Annotated in this window: 15 protein-coding genes; 10 read left to right on the top strand and 5 right to left on the bottom strand. The window is 71.5% G+C overall.

Going from position 1 to position 16,471, the window contains the following annotated elements:
- The first annotated feature begins 47 nt into the window (after positions 1-47).
- Positions 48-836 carry a DeoR/GlpR family DNA-binding transcription regulator gene (locus GA0070614_RS11755; protein WP_088975989.1) on the top strand — a complete coding sequence of 263 codons (789 nt, stop codon included), beginning with the start codon at positions 48-50 and terminating at the stop codon, positions 834-836.
- Positions 833-1,909, top strand: a complete 1,077-nt coding sequence (gene galT / locus GA0070614_RS11760) for a galactose-1-phosphate uridylyltransferase (protein WP_088975990.1) — start codon at positions 833-835, stop codon at positions 1,907-1,909. Before GA0070614_RS11755 ends, galT begins: the two co-directional genes overlap by 4 nt.
- Before the next feature lie 369 nt (positions 1,910-2,278).
- On the opposite strand, the gene GA0070614_RS11765 is transcribed toward galT, so the two are convergent.
- Positions 2,279-3,496 (bottom strand): NADP-dependent isocitrate dehydrogenase, encoded by a 1,218-nt coding sequence (locus GA0070614_RS11765; RefSeq protein ID WP_088975991.1) that lies wholly within the window; start codon positions 3,494-3,496, stop codon positions 2,279-2,281.
- 134 nt (positions 3,497-3,630) lie between these two features.
- Between GA0070614_RS11765 and GA0070614_RS11770 the strand changes: the two genes are divergently transcribed.
- Positions 3,631-4,467 (top strand): MBL fold metallo-hydrolase, encoded by an 837-nt coding sequence (locus GA0070614_RS11770; RefSeq protein ID WP_088975992.1) that lies wholly within the window; start codon positions 3,631-3,633, stop codon positions 4,465-4,467.
- 77 nt (positions 4,468-4,544) lie between these two features.
- Here the strand turns inward: GA0070614_RS11770 and mdh are convergent, their stop codons facing one another.
- Complete coding sequence (gene mdh / locus GA0070614_RS11775; protein ID WP_088975993.1) at positions 4,545-5,495, bottom strand: malate dehydrogenase; 951 nt, start codon at positions 5,493-5,495, stop codon at positions 4,545-4,547.
- Between the two features lie 137 nt (positions 5,496-5,632).
- Positions 5,633-6,493: a bifunctional methylenetetrahydrofolate dehydrogenase/methenyltetrahydrofolate cyclohydrolase gene (locus GA0070614_RS11780; RefSeq protein WP_088975994.1), complete on the bottom strand. Its 861-nt coding sequence runs from the start codon at positions 6,491-6,493 to the stop codon at positions 5,633-5,635.
- 415 nt (positions 6,494-6,908) lie between these two features.
- Here GA0070614_RS11780 and GA0070614_RS11785 point away from each other — a divergent pair, with 415 nt between their 5' ends.
- The 5 genes from GA0070614_RS11785 (at position 6,909) to GA0070614_RS11805 (ending at position 12,623) form a co-directional block, all read left to right on the top strand.
- Complete coding sequence (locus GA0070614_RS11785; RefSeq protein ID WP_088975995.1) at positions 6,909-8,513, top strand: peptide ABC transporter substrate-binding protein; 1,605 nt, start codon at positions 6,909-6,911, stop codon at positions 8,511-8,513.
- A 79-nt stretch (positions 8,514-8,592) separates the two neighbouring features.
- A complete protein-coding gene (locus tag GA0070614_RS11790) occupies positions 8,593-9,531 on the top strand; it encodes an ABC transporter permease (protein WP_088975996.1) in 939 nt (312 codons plus the stop codon).
- An 18-nt stretch (positions 9,532-9,549) separates the two neighbouring features.
- A complete protein-coding gene (locus tag GA0070614_RS11795; protein WP_088975997.1) occupies positions 9,550-10,506 on the top strand; it encodes an ABC transporter permease in 957 nt (318 codons plus the stop codon).
- A 64-nt stretch (positions 10,507-10,570) separates the two neighbouring features.
- Positions 10,571-11,608, top strand: coding sequence for an ABC transporter ATP-binding protein (locus tag GA0070614_RS11800; protein ID WP_088975998.1), 1,038 nt, complete (start codon positions 10,571-10,573; stop codon positions 11,606-11,608).
- On the top strand, positions 11,592-12,623 hold the full coding sequence (locus GA0070614_RS11805) for an ABC transporter ATP-binding protein (RefSeq protein WP_088975999.1): 1,032 nt from the start codon (positions 11,592-11,594) through the stop codon (positions 12,621-12,623). Before GA0070614_RS11800 ends, GA0070614_RS11805 begins: the two co-directional genes overlap by 17 nt.
- Positions 12,624-12,938: 315 nt before the next feature.
- Here GA0070614_RS11805 and purH read toward each other — a convergent pair whose 3' ends face one another.
- Entirely contained in the window at positions 12,939-14,510 is a 1,572-nt protein-coding gene (gene purH / locus GA0070614_RS11810) for a bifunctional phosphoribosylaminoimidazolecarboxamide formyltransferase/IMP cyclohydrolase (RefSeq protein ID WP_088976000.1), read from the bottom strand.
- A gap of 76 nt (positions 14,511-14,586) precedes the next feature.
- On the bottom strand, positions 14,587-15,207 hold the full coding sequence (purN, locus tag GA0070614_RS11815; protein WP_088976001.1) for a phosphoribosylglycinamide formyltransferase: 621 nt from the start codon (positions 15,205-15,207) through the stop codon (positions 14,587-14,589).
- Between the two features lie 183 nt (positions 15,208-15,390).
- On the opposite strand from purN, the gene GA0070614_RS11820 reads away from it, so the two are divergent.
- Positions 15,391-15,696 (top strand): CD225/dispanin family protein, encoded by a 306-nt coding sequence (locus GA0070614_RS11820; RefSeq protein ID WP_088976002.1) that lies wholly within the window; start codon positions 15,391-15,393, stop codon positions 15,694-15,696.
- Between the two features lie 27 nt (positions 15,697-15,723).
- The gene (locus GA0070614_RS11825) at positions 15,724-16,332 is read left to right on the top strand and encodes a DUF4190 domain-containing protein (RefSeq protein ID WP_088976003.1); all 609 of its coding nucleotides are present in this window, start codon (positions 15,724-15,726) and stop codon (positions 16,330-16,332) included.
- The last annotated feature ends 139 nt before the right edge of the window (positions 16,333-16,471 follow it).

Here is a 16,471-nt window from a genome sequence, read left to right on the forward strand (position 1 = left end):
AACACGTTCGAGCGCGTGGGAGTACGCGAGAACCGGAGGTGCGGCGGATGCTGGCGCGGCAGCGACAGGCGGCCATCCTCGACCGGGTCCGTGCGACGGGCGGCGTACGCGTCAGCGAACTGGCCGTCGAGTTCGGCGTCTCCGACATGACCATCCGGCGCGACCTGGACGTCCTGCACGAGCAGGGTGTGCTCGCGAAGGTGCACGGCGGGGCCACCGTCGCCGGCCCCAGCTCCACCGACGAGCCCGGCTTCCACGCCAAGTCGGTGCGGCAGCTCGCCGAGAAGGCCGCCATCGCCACCCGGGCCGCGGAGCTGGTCCGGCCCGGGGCGGCGATCGCCCTCTCCGCCGGCACCACCACCGCCGAGCTGGCCCGACGGCTGGTCGACGTGCCCGGCCTGACCGTGGTGACCAACTCGCTGCCGGTGGCCGAGATCCTGCACTCCGGGGGCCGCCCCGACCAGACCGTGGTGCTCACCGGCGGTGTCCGCACCCCGTCCGACGCGCTGGTCGGCCCGCTGGCCGTGGACGCGATCCGCTCGCTCCACCTGGACCTGCTCTTCCTCGGGGTGCACGGGATCAGCGAACGGGCCGGCTTCACCACCCCGAACCTGATGGAGGCGGAGACCGACCGGGCCCTGGTGGCCGCCGCCGACCGGCTGGTGGTGCTGGCCGACCACACCAAGTGGGAGACCGTCGGGATCTCCTCGATCGTCGGCCTGGACGCCGCGGACGTGCTGGTCACCGACGACCGGTTGACGCCCACGGCACACCGGGTACTCGACGAGCACGTGGGCGAGCTGGTGATCGTGGCGGGCACGGAGGGAGCGCAGTGAAGCGTACGGTGATCGAGCTGGCGGACGGCCGCGAGCTGATCTACTTCGACGAGCGGGACGACGCGCTCCGCGACCAGCCCGACCGGCGCGAGCTGCCGCCACCCCCGCCGGCCTCCCAGCTCCGGTACGACCCGCTGACCGACGAGTGGGTGGCGGTCGCCGTGCACCGGCAGACCCGGACCTTCCTGCCGCCGGCCGACCAGTGCCCGCTCTGCCCCTCCCGGGGTGACCGGCTCAGCGAGATCCCCGCCCCCGACTACGACGTGGCGGTCTTCGAGAACCGCTTCCCGTCGCTGAGCCAGCGGGTCGCCGAGGAGCCGGCGGAGATCACCCCGTTCACCCCGGTCCGGCCGGGTCGGGGCCGCTGCGAGGTGGTCTGCTTCACCGACGACCACCACGCCTCCTTCGCCGCGCTGCCGCCGCGCCGGGTCCGCACCGTGCTGGACGCGCTGGCCGACCGGACGCTGGCGCTGAGCGAGCTGCCCGGGGTGGAGCAGGTGTTCTGCTTCGAGAACCGGGGCGTGGAGATCGGCGTGACCCTGCACCACCCGCACGGGCAGATCTACGCGTACCCCTTCCTCACCCCGCGCACCCGGTCGCTGCTGGTCGCCGCCCGGCGGCACGCCGAGCGCACCGGCGGTGGCAACCTCTACGCCGACGTGCTCGCCGCCGAGCGGGCCGCCGGGGACCGGGTCGTCGCGGCCAACGAGCACTGGACGGCGTACGTCCCGGCGGCCGCCCGCTGGCCGTTCGAGGTGCACGTGGCGCCGCACCGGCCGGTGCCGGACATCCCCGCGCTCGACGACGCCGAGCGGGACGCCTTCGGCCCGCTCTACCTGGACGTGCTGCGTCGCTTCGACGGGCTCTTCGACCTGCCCATGCCGTACATCGCCGCCTGGCACCAGGCGCCGGTCCACGTCGACCGGGAGCTGGGGCACCTGCACCTGCAGCTGTTCAGCACCCGGCGGGCCAGGGACAAGCTGAAGTACCTGGCCGGCTCGGAGTCGGGCATGGGCGTCTTCATCAACGACATCGCGCCCGAGCGGGCGGCGGAGCTGCTGCGCGCCGTCTGACCGCCGCCGGCCGGCCGCACCGGGAGACAGGGCGCGGGGGGCCCGGGACAGGGCCCCCCGCAGGGAAGGGACGGCTGGCTGTGCACGACAGCCGGGAAGGTTGGCTGATCGGCACTCGTGCCGCGAGACGACCGCGGTCAACCTTCCTGGACGCGACTGGCATCACGTCCACCCCGTCCAACGACCTGACCCTCCCCCCGGTGACGCGGCCCGCCGCGGGGGTGACGCGTCCGAAGCTCGTGCGCGATCCGGGACGTCGCGGCATCCGCGCGCCCGGGCCACCACATTGAGGCCCCACGGCCCGGCCCCGGGTACGACGGAGCCCGCCGGCACGGGGCCGGCGGGCTCGGTCGGTGACGCGGGCGGGAATCAGGCGCCGAGCTTGCGGGCCAGGTTCTCGTCGAGCGCGTTCATGAACTCGTCGGTGGTCAGCCACGGGGCGTCGCGCGAGATGAGCAGCGCGAGGTCCTTGGTCATCTGGCCGCCCTCGACGGTGTCGATGATGACCTGCTCCAGGGTGTTGGCGAACTCGGTGACCGCCGGGGTGCCGTCCAGCTTGCCCCGGTGGGCCAGGCCCCGGGTCCAGGCGTAGATCGAGGCGATCGGGTTGGTCGAGGTCTTCTCGCCCTTCTGGTACTGCCGGTAGTGCCGGGTGACGGTGCCGTGCGCCGCCTCGGCCTCGACCGTACGGCCGTCCGGGGTCATCAGCACGGAGGTCATCAGGCCCAGCGAGCCGAAGCCCTGCGCGACGGTGTCGGACTGCACGTCACCGTCGTAGTTCTTGCAGGCCCAGACGAAGCCACCCTCCCACTTGAGCGCGGCGGCGACCATGTCGTCGATGAGCCGGTGCTCGTAGGTGATGCCGGCGGCCTCGAACTCCGACTTGAACTCGTTCTCGAACACCTCGGCGAAGATGTCCTTGAAGCGGCCGTCGTACGCCTTGAGGATGGTGTTCTTGGTCGACAGGTAGACCGGGTAGCCGCGGTCCAGGCCGTAGCGCATGGAGGCCCGGGCGAAGTCCCGGATCGAGTCGTCGAAGTTGTACATGCCCATGGCGACGCCGCCGCCGGGGAAGTTGGCGACCTCCATCTCCATCGGGGCGCCGCCGTCGGCCGGCTGGTAGGTGATGGTCACCGTGCCCGGGCCGGGGACGACGAAGTCGGTGGCCTTGTACTGGTCACCGTGGGCGTGCCGGCCGATGATGATCGGCTTGGTCCAGCCGGGGACCAGCCGCGGCACGTTGGACATGATGATCGGCTCACGGAAGACGACGCCGCCGAGGATGTTGCGGATGGTGCCGTTCGGCGACCGCCACATCTTCTTCAGGCCGAACTCCTCGACCCGGGCCTCGTCCGGGGTGATGGTGGCGCACTTGACGCCCACGCCGTGCTGCTTGATGGCGTTGGCGGCGTCAACGGTGACCTGGTCGTCGGTCTCGTCGCGGTACTGGATCGACAGGTCGTAGTAGTGCAGGTCGACGTCGAGGTAGGGCAGGATCAGCTGCTCCCGGATCTGCTTCCAGATGATCCGGGTCATCTCGTCGCCGTCGAGCTCCACGACCGGGTTGCTTACCTTGATCTTCGCCATCGGCCGGCGCTCCTCTCGGGGGACACGTGCTCAAGCAGTACGAGCGTACTGGAAACGGGCCGGCACCCCCCAGCCGGCCTCGGCAGGTGGGATAACCGGGGGCCGGCGCGGGAGATCACTGGCATCATCGGCCGATGCCATTGAGCCGCACCTTCGGGTCTATCACGGTCACCGCCCTCACCGACGGCGAGGGGGCGTTCTTCGAGCCCCGCAGCGCGGCGTTCCCGGAGGCCACCGACGCGCACTGGCGCGAGGCGGACCGCCGTGACCCCGGGGCGGTCACCGACGACGGGCGGTGGTGGCTGCCGTTCCGCAGTTTCGCGCTGCGCGTCGGGGACGGGCCGGTCACCCTGGTCGACGCGGGCATCGGCCCGGCCGACTCCCCGGCGGCGAGTTGGGCGCCGGTGCCGGGACGGCTGCCGGACGAACTCGCCGCAGCCGGCATCGAGCCGGGCGACGTGCGCACCGTGGTCCTCACCCACCTGCACAGCGACCACATCGGCTGGGCGGTGACCGGCACCCCGGGCCGGCCGTGGTTCCCGAACGCCGACTACCTGGTGCAGCGGGCGGAGCTGGACGCGATGGAGTCGATCAACCCGGGGCTGCCGGCCGGCCTGGTCGCGCCGTTGCGCGCCGCCGGCCGGCTCCGGGTGGTCGACGGCGACACCGACCTCACCCCCGGGGTACGGGTGCTGAGCACGCCCGGACACACCCCCGGCCACCAGTCCGTGCTGGTGGACAGCGGTGACGAGCGCCTGCTGCTCACCGGCGACCTGCTGGTGCACATGGTGCAGTTGGTCGCCCCCGACCTGGCGTACGCCCACGAGCAGGACCCGTCCACGGCCCGCACCTCCCGCACCACCCTCCTCCACACGCTCGCCGCCTCCCCCACCCCCACCCACCTCGCCACCCCCCACCTGTCCATCCCCTTCCTCCCCCTCCCCACCCGCGCCTCCCCCTCCCCGGGGTAGGGGGAGAGGGGCGGGTGGGATGCGGAAGGGGGCACGCCGACGTGTCGGCGTGCCCCCTTCCGGGTGGTGCTGGTGGATCACATGTTGGCGACGTCGGCCTGCTTGGCGCGGACGGCCTCGGCGGCCTCCTTGAGGCTGGCCAGCTCGTCGGCGTCCAGGTCGGTCTCGACGACCTTCTTGACGCCCTCGGCGCCGATCTCGGCCTCGACGCCCAGGTAGACGCCGTTGATGCCGTACTCGCCGTCGACCCAGGCGCAGACCGGCATGACCTCGCCGGAGTCCTCCGCGACGGCCTTGGCCATCCGGGCGGCGGCGGCCGACGGGGCGTAGTACGCCGAGCCGGTCTTGAGCAGCGCGACGACCTCCGCGCCACCGTTGCGGGTCTTGACGACCAGCTCCTCGATCTGCTCGGCCGGCATCGCGTCGCGCAGCGGCTTGCCGTTGACGGTGCTCTTCGACGGGACCGGGACCATGGTGTCGCCGTGCGAGCCGAGGGTCAGCGTCCGGACCGACTTCACCGGCACCTGGAGGGCCTCGGCGACGAAGTTGGTGAACCGGGCGGTGTCGAGCATGCCGGCCTGGCCGAGCACCCGGTTCTTCGGGAACTGGGTGGCGAGCTGGGCCAGCGCGGTCATCTCGTCCAGCGGGTTGGAGACCACGATGACCACGGCGTTCGGGGCGTACTTGGCCACGTTCTCGGAGACCTGGCGGACGATCTTGGCGTTCGTCTCCAGCAGGTCCATCCGACTCATGCCCGGCTTGCGGGGCAGACCGGCGGTGATGACGACGACGTCGGAGCCCTCGATGGCCTCGTAGCCCTCGCCGTTCGGGCCGGTGGTGACGCCGACGACCTTGGTCTCGAAGCCCTCGATCGGGCGCGACTGGTTGAGGTCCAGCGCGAGACCCGCCGGCTTGCCCTCCACGATGTCGGTGATCACGACGGTGTCGAAGACGTCGTACTCGGCCAGGCGCTGTGCGGTGGTGGAGCCGTAGAAGCCGGCCCCGACGACAGTGACCTTCTTACCCATGGTCGTCCCACTCCCTGATACCAGTCGGTTTTCCGGACCGTATCAGCCATCCTGGCATCGAACCGGCCAGGGGCGGCGGGCAACCGCCGGATGGGGCGAACGTCACCACCGACCGTTTCCGGGCGACCGGGCGGCGCTCACCCGCGCTCGGCCCGCTCGACCACGTTGGTCAGCAGCATCGCGCGGGTCATCGGCCCGACCCCGCCGGGCATCGGGACCAGACCGCCGGCCACCTCGGCGACCTCCGGGTCCACGTCGCCGGTGTAGCGGCCCTTGCCGTCGGCCCCGATGACCCGGGTGATGCCGACGTCCACCACGGTCGCGCCGGGCGTGACCATGTCGGCGGTGAGCAGCCCGGGCACGCCCGCCGCGACGATCACGATGTCGGCGGCGCGGGTGTGCGAGGCGAGGTCGAGGGTGCCGGTGTGGCAGAGGGTGACGGTGGCGTTCTCGCTGCGCCGGGTGAGCAGCAGGCCGAGCGGCCGGCCGACGGTGTTGCCGCGCCCGACCACGGCCACCTTGGCCCCGCGCAGCGCCACGTCGTACCGGCGGAGCAGCTCGACGATGCCGCGCGGGGTGCAGGGCAGCGGACCGTCGTAGCCGAGGACGAGGCGGCCGAGGTTCACCGGGTGCAGACCGTCGGCGTCCTTGTCCGGGTCGATCATCTCCAGCGCGCGCTGGGTGTCCAGGTGGCCCGGGAGCGGGAGTTGGACGATGTAGCCGTGGCAGGCCGGGTCGGCGTTCAGCTCGGCGAGGACCTCGTCCACCTGCTCCTGGGTAGCGTCGGCCGGCAGCTCCCGGCGGATGGAGGCGATCCCGACCTCCGCGCAGTCGCGGTGCTTGCCGTTGACGTACGCCTGGGAGCCCGGGTCCGCGCCGACCAGGACGGTGCCCAGGCCGGGGGTGATGCCGCGCTCCGCCAGTGCCTTCACCCGCGTGCGCAGCTCGTCCTTGATCTCCGCCGCGGTCGCCTTGCCGTCCAGGATGGTCGCCGTCACGCCCTGATCGTCTCATGTCGGACGACCGCCGCACCGGCGACAGCCCACCGTGACTATCCGTTACGTGCCGATCGTCACTGACAGTGATTCACAGTGGGCCACGCCACACTCCGGGACGGACGGCGGCAGCGCGGGACCGCCAGACCGGAGCGGTGGCCGACAACCGCCCACGCGGGTCCGAGGCAGCCCAGAGCCAACCCGAACGGACCACAATTCACCGCCTCTGACCTGCACCTTCCGATCACGCCTCTATCAGGTCCGGTGCCGTTCGACAAGACCGCCGTGGGCGATCCGTTATCCCATCGCAACCCTGTCGTTGTCGACGGCCGCCCGCGCGACCTACCGTTACCGATCGTTGCGCAGCGTCACCCAGCGCCGGGCCCGACTGCGCAGCGTGAGGAGATGAGGAGACTTCATGCGTGTTCGTAGGCTGGCTGCCTGGACCGCTCTCCCGCTCGCGGTGACCCTGGGCCTGACGGCCTGCGGCTCGGGCGGCGGCAGCGGATCCGGCGAGAGCGACCCCAACGCGGCCGTGCGGATCGAGATCGCCGAGCCGCAGCACCTGGTGCCCACCAACACCAACGAGACCAGCGGTTCGCAGGTGCTCAGCGCCCTGTTCAGCCCGCTGGTCGACTACGACGAGGCCAACAAGCCGTACGAGGTGGCGGCCGAGTCGGTGACGTCGTCCGACAACAAGGTCTGGACGGTCAAGCTCAAGGACGGCTACACCTTCCACAACGGCGAGAAGGTCACCGCCGACAGCTACCTGGACGCCTGGAACTACGGCGCGTACGCCCCGAACGGCCAGAACTCCAGCTACTTCTTCGAGAAGATCGCCGGGTACGACGACCTCCAGGGCGAGAAGCCGGCGGCGAAGACGCTCTCCGGCCTGAAGAAGGTCGACGACCTGACCTTCACCGTGACGCTCGCCGAGCCGTACAGCGAGTTCAAGACGATGCTCGGCTACACGGCCTTCTACCCGCTGCCGAAGGCGGCCTTCTCCGCCCCGGGCGTGCTCGCCGAGGGCTACGAGCAGGCGCCGATCGGGCAGGGCCCGTTCCGGATGAAGGGCACCTGGCAGCACGACGCCAAGGTCGAGGTCGAGAAGTACGACGCCTTCCCCGGCGAGAAGCCGAAGGTGGGCGGCGTCGAGTTCCGGATCTACCAGCAGCCGACCGCCGCGTACGCGGACGTGCTCTCGGACAACCTCGACGTGATCAAGACGATCCCGACCGAGAACCTGTCGACCGCCGCCACCGACCTCGGCGACCGGTTCCGGCAGAGCCCCGCCTCGTCGCTGCAGGTGCTGGCGTTCCCGACGTTCCAGAAGGAATTCAGCAACCCCGAGGTCCGCAAGGCGATCTCGATGGCGATCGACCGTGACGAGATCACCAAGTCGATCTTCAAGGACTCGCAGCAGCCGGCCCGGTCGTTCGTCTCGCCGGTCGTGGCGGGCTACCGGGAGAACACCATCGGCGCCGCCGGTGAGTTCGACCCGGCCAAGGCCAAGGCGATGTACGAGGCCGCGGGCGGCCCGAAGAAGATCGAGCTGTCCTACAACGGCGACGGCGGCCACAAGGACTGGATCGACGCGACCTGCAACCAGCTCAAGGCCAACCTGGGCGTGGAGTGCGTCGGCAACGCCGAGCCGAAGTTCGCGGACCTGCTGACCAAGCTGAAGGCCAAGGACTCGGTCGGCCTGTTCCGGATGGGCTGGGTCATGGACTACCCGTCCATGGAGAACTACCTCGGCCCGCTGTACAGCAGCAACGGCTCCTCGAACTACTACGGCTACCGCAACCCGGAGTTCGACCGGCTGCTGGCCGAGGGCGCCGCTGCGGCGACCGAGGACGAGGCGATCAAGAAGTACCAGGCGGCGGAGGACCTCCTGGCCGAGGACCTGCCGGTGATCCCGCTGCGGTACGGCCAGAACAACTTCGGCCACTCGACCAAGGTCAAGAACGTCGAGATGGACCTCTTCGACCGCATCGACCTGCTGAAGATCGAAGCCGTCAAGTAACGACGTCGGACGGGTCGGGTCACCGCGAGGTGGCCCGACCCGCCACGCGCTTCGCCCTTTTTCAGAGAGACTGCACAGTATGTTCCGCTTCATTCTGCGGCGACTGCTCCAGATGGTCCTCGCCTTCTTCGGGACCACGCTGATCGTCTACGCGCTGATGTTCGCCGGCCAGGGCGATCCCATCCAGGCGCTGGCCGGGGAACGACCGGTCACCGCCGCCCAGCGGGCATACCTGACCGAGAAGTACCACCTCGACGCGACCGGGGTCGGCGGCTTCTTCTACCGCTACTTCGACTACATCTCCAACCTGCTCCGCGGCGACCTCGGGCAGTCCCTCACCGGCCGCCAGATCGGCGACATCCTCGCCACGGCCTGGCCGGTCACCGTGAAGCTGGCGCTCATCGCGATGGTCGTGGCCGTCGTCTTCGGCGTCACCGCGGGCGTGATCGCCGGTATCCGGCGCGCCGGGCTGTTCGACAACTCCACGCTGGTGCTCACCCTGCTGGTCCTCGGCATCCCGACCATCGTGCTGGCCCCGCTCGCCCAGTACTTCCTCGGCGTCAGGTGGCAGCTCTTCCCGCCCACCGCCGGCGCCGACCCCGACCTGTACGCGCTGCTGCTGCCCGGCATCGTGCTCGGCTCGCTCTCGCTGGCCACCGCGCTGCGGCTGACCCGTACCTCGGTGGCGGAGAACCTGCGCGCCGACTACGTCCGTACCGCCCGATCCAAGGGGCTGGTCAAGCGGCGGATCGTCGGCGTGCACGTGCTGCGCAACTCGCTCATCCCGGTGATCACCTTCCTCGGCGTCGAACTGGGCAACCTGATGAGCGGCGCGATCATCACCGAGGGCGTCTTCAACATCCCCGGCGTGGGCTTCAACCTCTTCCGCGGCATCCGCACCGAGGACGGCCCGCTGGTGGTGGGCATCGTCAGCGTGCTGGTCGTGGTCTACCTCGTCTCCAACCTGGTGGTGGACGTGCTGTACGCCGTACTCGACCCGAGGATCCGCTATGAGTGAGCGCAGCGAGGTGCCGGCGTGAGTGACTTCGAAACCGTGGCGGCCTCCGAGAACCAGGCCGCGCGGCGGGGGGTGTCGGGCGAGCCCGGCGCGCCCAACCAGGTCGGCGTGCCGCAGAAGCCCCGCAGCCTGGCCGGCGACGCCTGGCGCGACCTGCGCCGCAAGCCGATCTTCTGGATCAGCCTCGCCCTGGTCGTGCTGGTCGCCGCGATGGCCGCCGCGCCCTCGCTCTTCACCGCGAACGACCCGCGCGACTGCGTGCTGTCCCGGCAGCACGCCGGGCCGTCCGGCGGGGCCATCTTCGGGTACGACTTCCAGGGCTGCGACACGTACGCCCGGGCGGTGTACGGCGCCCGCGCCTCGCTGCTGGTCGGCGCCCTCTCCGCGCTGCTCACCGGCCTGATCGCGCTGGTCGTCGGGATGGTGTCCGGCTACTTCGGCCGCTGGGTGGACGCGGTGCTCTCCCGCGTCATCGACATCGTGCTCGGCATCCCGCTGCTGCTCGCCGCGATCGTCCTGCTCAAGCGGGTCGCCAGCGACAGCTCGGCGGTCCGGATCGGCGCGGTGATCTTCGTGCTGGCGGTGCTGGGCTGGACCACCGCGGCCCGGGTGGTCCGCTCCTCGGTGATCACCGCCAAGGAGCAGGACTACGTCGCCGCGGCCCGGATGCTCGGCGCCGGCAACGGCCGGATCATGTGGCGGCACATCCTGCCGAACGCGCTCGCCCCGGCGATCGTGGTGCTCACCATCGCGCTCGGCTCGTTCATCGCCGCCGAGGCGACGCTGAGCTTCCTCGGCATCGGTCTCAAGGCCCCGACCATCTCCTGGGGCATCGACATCGACGCCGGCCGGGTGCACATGCGGGAGTCGGCGACGCCGCTGGTCGTGCCCTCCGCCTTCCTGGCACTGACCGTGCTCGCCTTCATCATGCTCGGCGACGCGATCCGCGACGCCTTCGACCCGAAGCTGCGGTGAGACCCGTGCGAGCGCGAGGAGTGAGCGAAGCGAGCCCCGCAGTCGCGAGCGAAAGGCGAACTCTGTGACCCGGTCCGCCGTCCACCCGACCCCGGCCTCCCCGACCCCGCCCGGCGGCCACCTGCTCGACGTGCGCGACCTGCACATCGAGTTCCGCACCGGCGAGGGTGTCGCCAAGGTGATCAACGGGGTGTCGTACCACCTGGACCCCGGGGAGACCCTGGCCGTGCTGGGCGAGTCCGGCTCCGGCAAGTCGGTCACCGCCCAGGCGATCATGGGCATCCTCGACACGCCCCCGGCGGTGATCCGCTCCGGCCAGATCCTCTACCAGGGCCGGGACCTGCTGACCCAGCCCGAGGAGCAGCGCCGGCAGGTACGCGGCCGGGAGATCGCGATGATCTTCCAGGACGCCCTCTCGGCGCTCAACCCGGTGTTCCCGGTGGGCTGGCAGATCGGCGAGACGCTGCGCCGGCGCGAGGGGATGAGCAAGGCCGACGCCCGCCGGCGGGTGATCGAGCTGATGGACCTGGTGAAGATCCCGGGCGCGGCCGGGCGGATCGGCGACTACCCGCACCAGTTCTCCGGCGGCATGCGGCAGCGCGTCATGATCGCGATGGCGCTCGCCATGAACCCGAAGGTCCTGATCGCCGACGAGCCGACCACCGCGCTGGACGTGACCGTGCAGGCCCAGATCATGGACCTCCTCGCCGACCTGCGCCGGGACCTGGACATGGCACTGATCCTGATCACCCACGACCTCGGCGTGGTGGCCGGCGTCGCGGACCGGATCGCCGTCATGTACGCCGGCCGGATCGTCGAGCACGCCGACGTCCGCTCGCTGTACCGGACGCCGGCCCACCCGTACACGAAGGGCCTGCTGGAGTCGATCCCGCGGCTGGACGTGCGCGGCCAGGCGCTGTCCACGATCAAGGGGCTGCCGCCGAACCTGATGCGCATCCCCTCCGGCTGCCCGTTCCACCCCCGGTGCCCGTACGCGCAGCAGGTCTGCGTGGACGTGGTGCCGCACGACCTGGTCCTCGGCGACGGCCGGACCAGCGCGTGCCACTTCGCGCAGGAGGTCCGTGATGACAGCGCCCGCTAGCCCGGCCAAGGTCCGGGGCGAGACGGTCCTCGCCGTCGAGGACGTGGTCAAGCACTTCCCGATCACCCGGGGCGTGCTGTTCCAGCGGCAGACCGGCGCGGTGAAGGCCGTCGACGGGGTGAGCTTCGAGCTGCGCCGGGGCGAGACGCTCGGCGTGGTCGGCGAGTCCGGCTGCGGCAAGTCCACCCTCGCCCGGCTGCTCATGCGGCTGGAGACGCCGACCTCCGGCCGGGCCACCCTGGAGGGGCGGGACCTGTTCTCCGCGTCCGGGGCGGAACTGCGCCGGCTGCGGCGCAACATGCAGATGGTGATGCAGGACCCGTACACGTCGCTCAACCCGCGGATGACGGTCGGCGACATCATCGGCGAGCCGTTCGACATCCACCCGGAGGCCGCCCCGAAGGGCAGCAAGCGCGGGCGGGTGCAGGAGCTGCTGGACGTGGTCGGGCTCAACCCGGAGCACGTCAACCGGTACCCGCACCAGTTCTCCGGCGGCCAGCGGCAGCGCATCGGCATCGCCCGGGCACTGGCCCTGCGCCCCGAGGTGATCGTCTGCGACGAACCGGTCTCGGCGCTGGACGTCTCCATCCAGGCCCAGGTGATCAACCTGCTGGAGCAGCTCCAGGACGAGTTCGGGCTCTCGTACATCTTCATCGCGCACGACCTGTCGGTGGTCCGCCACATCTCGGACCGGGTCGCGGTGATGTACCTCGGCAAGATCGTGGAGATCGGCACCGAGGAGGAGATCTACGAGCGGGCCACCCACCCGTACACCCAGGCGCTGCTGTCGGCGGTGCCGGTGCCCGACCCGGACGCCCGCGACGCGCGGACCATGATCCGACTCACCGGCGACGTGCCGAGCCCCGCCGACCCGCCGTCCGGCTGCCACTTCCGCACCCGCTGCTGGAAGGCGCAGGAGGTCTGCGCCCGGGAGGAGCCGCACGCCGTCCCCCGTGCCGCCGACCCGCACCCCTCCGCCTGCCACTTCGCCGAACTGCGCCCACCGACCACCTGACCCCGGCTCGCCGGCCCTCGGCCGGCGGCGGACGGCCCGCGTGCGGTGCGGCGGGCTGCGACCGGACCGGCGCACGCGAACCTGTCGCGTCGGCCCCGGCCTCCACCGGCTCGGCCGGCGGGATCCGGCACCGCTGAGGTGACAGCTCGGGGTACGGGTCGTGCGCCACCGACGTGATGGCGTTGGTGGATCGCCGCCCGACCGGCTGTGCCATCAGGTCGGTAGCGACCGCACGACTCAACCGGCCCGGCGCGGAGGGCGGAAACGGCGAGGCCGCCGTCCCCGGTCGGGGAACGGCGGCCTCGCCGTTGGTGGTCAGTGGAAGAAGTGGCGGGTGCCGGTCAGGTACATCGTGACGCCGGCCTCCTTGCAGGCCGCGACGACCTCCTCGTCGCGGATCGACCCGCCGGGCTGCACGATCGCCTTGACGCCGGCCTCGATAAGGATCTTCGGACCGTCTGCGAACGGGAAGAACGCGTCGGAGGCGCAGACCGAGCCCCGGGCCCGCTCGGCACCGGCCCGGCTCACCGCGAGCTGCGCCGAGTCGACCCGGTTGACCTGGCCCATGCCGACGCCGACGGAGGCGCCGTCCTTGGCGAGCAGGATGGCGTTGCTCTTCACCGCGCGCACCGCGCGCCAGGCCAGGACGAGGTCGCGCAGGGTCGCCTCGTCGGCCGCCTCGCCGGTGGCGAGCCGCCAGTTGGCCGGGTCGTCGCCGGCGGCGTCGATCGCGTCGCGCGCCTGCACCAGCACGCCGCCGGTGACCTGCCGCCACTCGGCCGGCAGCGGGGCGAAGGCCGGGGCGCGCAGCAGCCGGATGTTCTTCTTGCCCTGGAGGATCTCCACCGCGCCGTCGTCGTAGCCGGGCGCCACCACGACCTCGGTGAAGATCTCCGCGACCTGCCGGGCCATCTCGACGGAGACCGGCCGGTTCACCGCGATGACGCCGCCGAACGCCGACACCGGGTCGCAGTCGTGGGCCTTGCGGTGCGCCTCGGCGACGTCCGCGCCGACCGCGATGCCGCACGGGTTGGCGTGCTTGATGATCGCCACCGCCGGCTCGTCGGGGAAGTCGTTCGCGGCCCGCCAGGCGGCGTCCGCGTCGACGTAGTTGTTGTAGGACATCTCCTTGCCGTGCAGCTGCTCGGCCTGGGCCAGGCCGGGCGGGCTGGACGGGTCGGCGTACACCGCGGCGCCCTGGTGCGGGTTCTCGCCGTAGCGCAGCACCGCCTGACGGCGCAGGGCGAGCCCGGCGAACTCCGGCCAGCCGTCCCCGGCCGGCGCGAGGGTGGTGGCGAACCACTCGGCGACGGCCACGTCGTAGTCGGCGATGTCGGCGAAGGCGCGGGCGGCCAGCGCCCGGCGCTGGGCCAGGGTGAAACCGCCCTCGGCGAGGGCGGCCAGCAGCGCCGGGTACGCCGCCGGGTCGGTCACCACCGCGACCGAGTCGTGGTTCTTGGCGGCGGCCCGCACCATGGCCGGCCCACCGATGTCGATCTGCTCGACGCACTCGTCCCGGCTCGCGCCGGAGGCGACGGTGGCCTGGAACGGGTAGAGGTTGGAGACCAGCAGGTCGATGCCGGCGATGCCGTGCTCGTCGAGCTGGGCGGCGTGCGAGTCCTTGCGCAGGTCGGCGAGGAGACCACCGTGGATCTTCGGGTGCAGGGTCTTGACCCGGCCGTCGAGGATCTCCGGGAAGCCGGTCACCTGCTCCACCGGGGTCACCGGCACGCCCGCGCCGGAGATCGTCGACGCGGTGCTGCCGGTCGAGACGATCTCCACCCCCGCCTCGTGCAGCGCCCGGGCCAGGTCGACCAGGCCGCTCTTGTCGTAGACGCTGACCAGCGCGCGCCGGATCGGGCGACGTGCGTCCTCAGTGCTGCTCATGCCGCCCCCTCGCTTCGCTCGGCGCCGGCATGAGGCACCACCACGCTGTACCGACGGTTCGCTCGCTGACGCTCGCTCACGGAACGGTGACCTTCCTTCCGGTGATCGTCCAACCTTCACGGACCAGGCGCCCTACCTGCTCGACGAGCTGGCGGCGCTCGGCTTCCTTGATGCGCTCGGTGAGCGTCTCCTCGTCGTCGTCGTCACGCACCGGCACGGCGACCTGCGCGACGATCGGCCCGGTGTCCATCCCGGCGTCGACGAAGAAGAGGGTGGCCCCGGTGAGCTTGACGCCGTAGGCGAGCGCGTCGCGGGGACCGTGGATGCCGGGGAACGCCGGCAGCAGGGTGTTGTGCGTGTTCAGGTAGCGGTCGCCGAACGCGGCGAGGAAGTGCGGCCCGACCAGCTTCAGGAACCCCGCCGAGATGACCAGGTCGGGCCGGTGCTCCGCGACGTGCGCGGTCAACGCCTTGTCCCAGTCCTCGCGGGTGGGATGGTCCTTCACCCGGTCGACGAAGGTAGGCACCCCGGCGGCGGCGGCCCGGTCCAGACCGGCGATCCCGTCCCGGTCGGCGCCGACGGCGACCACCTTCGCCCCGTACCCGGGGTCGGCGGTCGCGTCCAGCAACGCCTGGAGGTTGCTGCCGGATCCGGAGACGAGGACGACGAGGCGGGCGACGGACGCAGGCTCGGTCACCGGGCCACCCTATCGGGCAGGTCGGAACGCCCAGCGATCGGGCAGCGGCGATTCGGGTGATCACGCGGGTCGCACGTTCGCGATACGCTGCCCGTCGCCCGGTGACCGGCGCACGCCGTCACCGCACCCTTCAGAAATGATCAGGCACGGTCACCGTGCCGACGAACGAGGAGCACGTAGACCATGCAGCCCGGTTACCCGAACCCCGCCCAGCCCGAGCCGATCAACAACAACATGACGATGTCCATCGTCGCCATCTTCTTCTTCTGGCCGCTGGCCATCCCCGCCATCATCAACGCCTCGAAGGTCAACCCGCTGCTGCAGCAGGGCGACTACGCGGGCGCGCAGGCGGCCGCCGCCGAGTCGAAGAAGTGGTCCAAGTGGGCCATCATCATCGGTTGTGTCTGGCTCGCCATCGTCCTGGTGTGCTGCCTCGCCGGTGGCCTGGCCGGCATGGTGGGCGGCACCGCCGACACGAGCAGCTACTGACGATCACCGACTGAGGAGCATCGCGACATGCAGCCCGGACACCCCGGTCAGGACCCGTACGGCCAGCAGCCCTCGCACGACCCGTACGGCCAGCCCGGCCAGGGCCAGCCGTACGGGCAGCAGCCGGACCCGTACGCCCAGCCGCCGCAGGCGCCGTACGGGCAGCAGCCCCACGACCCGTACGCCGCACCGCAGGCCCCGTACGGGCAGCAGCCCACCTCGGGCCAGCCGTACGGCCAGCCGGTGTCGGGGGACCCGTACGCGCCGACCTCCGGGCAGCCCTACGGCCAGCCGTACCAGGACCCGTACGCGCAGCAGCAGCCCTACGGCGCGCCGACCTACCCGAACGCCGGGTACCCGCAGGCGGGGGGTCAGCAGAACACGCTGGGCCTGGTGTCGATGATCCTCGGCATCGCCGCGATCCCGATGCTCTGCTGCTTCTTCGTGGGCATCCCGCTGGGCATCGCCGCCGTGGTCACCGGATGGCTGGGCAAGCAGAAGGCCGACCAGGGGCTGGCCAGCAACGGCGGGCAGGCCAAGGCCGGCCTGATCTGCGGTGCGGTCGCCATCGGGCTGGGCCTCCTGCTGATCGTCCTCAACGTCGTGGCCAACGTCGCCCTGCCGACGCAGCCCTGACGACGCGACAGCGAAGGGGCGTCCCGGTCCACCGGGGCGCCCCTTCCGCCGTCCGGACGCAGGACGGGCCCGGCCCAGACCCCTGCCGGGAGGCAGGCCGGCACCGCGAAGATCAGGTCCGCAGGCCGGACCCGGCCGG

This window comes from Micromonospora coxensis (assembly GCF_900090295.1).
GTDB lineage: Bacteria > Actinomycetota > Actinomycetes > Mycobacteriales > Micromonosporaceae > Micromonospora > Micromonospora coxensis.

What these genes read in the sequence shown, in the direction of transcription:
- GA0070614_RS11755 (WP_088975989.1), top strand. Translation starts at nt 48, where the DNA reads ATGCTGGCGCGGCAGCGACAGGCGGCCATCCTCGACCGGGTCCGTGCG.
- GA0070614_RS11765 (WP_088975991.1), bottom strand. Translation starts at nt 3,496, where the DNA reads ATGGCGAAGATCAAGGTAAGCAACCCGGTCGTGGAGCTCGACGGCGAC.
- GA0070614_RS11770 (WP_088975992.1), top strand. Translation starts at nt 3,631, where the DNA reads ATGCCATTGAGCCGCACCTTCGGGTCTATCACGGTCACCGCCCTCACC.
- mdh (WP_088975993.1), bottom strand. Translation starts at nt 5,495, where the DNA reads ATGGGTAAGAAGGTCACTGTCGTCGGGGCCGGCTTCTACGGCTCCACC.
- GA0070614_RS11785 (WP_088975995.1), top strand. Translation starts at nt 6,909, where the DNA reads ATGCGTGTTCGTAGGCTGGCTGCCTGGACCGCTCTCCCGCTCGCGGTG.
- GA0070614_RS11790 (WP_088975996.1), top strand. Translation starts at nt 8,593, where the DNA reads ATGTTCCGCTTCATTCTGCGGCGACTGCTCCAGATGGTCCTCGCCTTC.
- GA0070614_RS11805 (WP_088975999.1), top strand. Translation starts at nt 11,592, where the DNA reads ATGACAGCGCCCGCTAGCCCGGCCAAGGTCCGGGGCGAGACGGTCCTC.
- purH (WP_088976000.1), bottom strand. Translation starts at nt 14,510, where the DNA reads ATGAGCAGCACTGAGGACGCACGTCGCCCGATCCGGCGCGCGCTGGTC.
- GA0070614_RS11820 (WP_088976002.1), top strand. Translation starts at nt 15,391, where the DNA reads ATGCAGCCCGGTTACCCGAACCCCGCCCAGCCCGAGCCGATCAACAAC.
- GA0070614_RS11825 (WP_088976003.1), top strand. Translation starts at nt 15,724, where the DNA reads ATGCAGCCCGGACACCCCGGTCAGGACCCGTACGGCCAGCAGCCCTCG.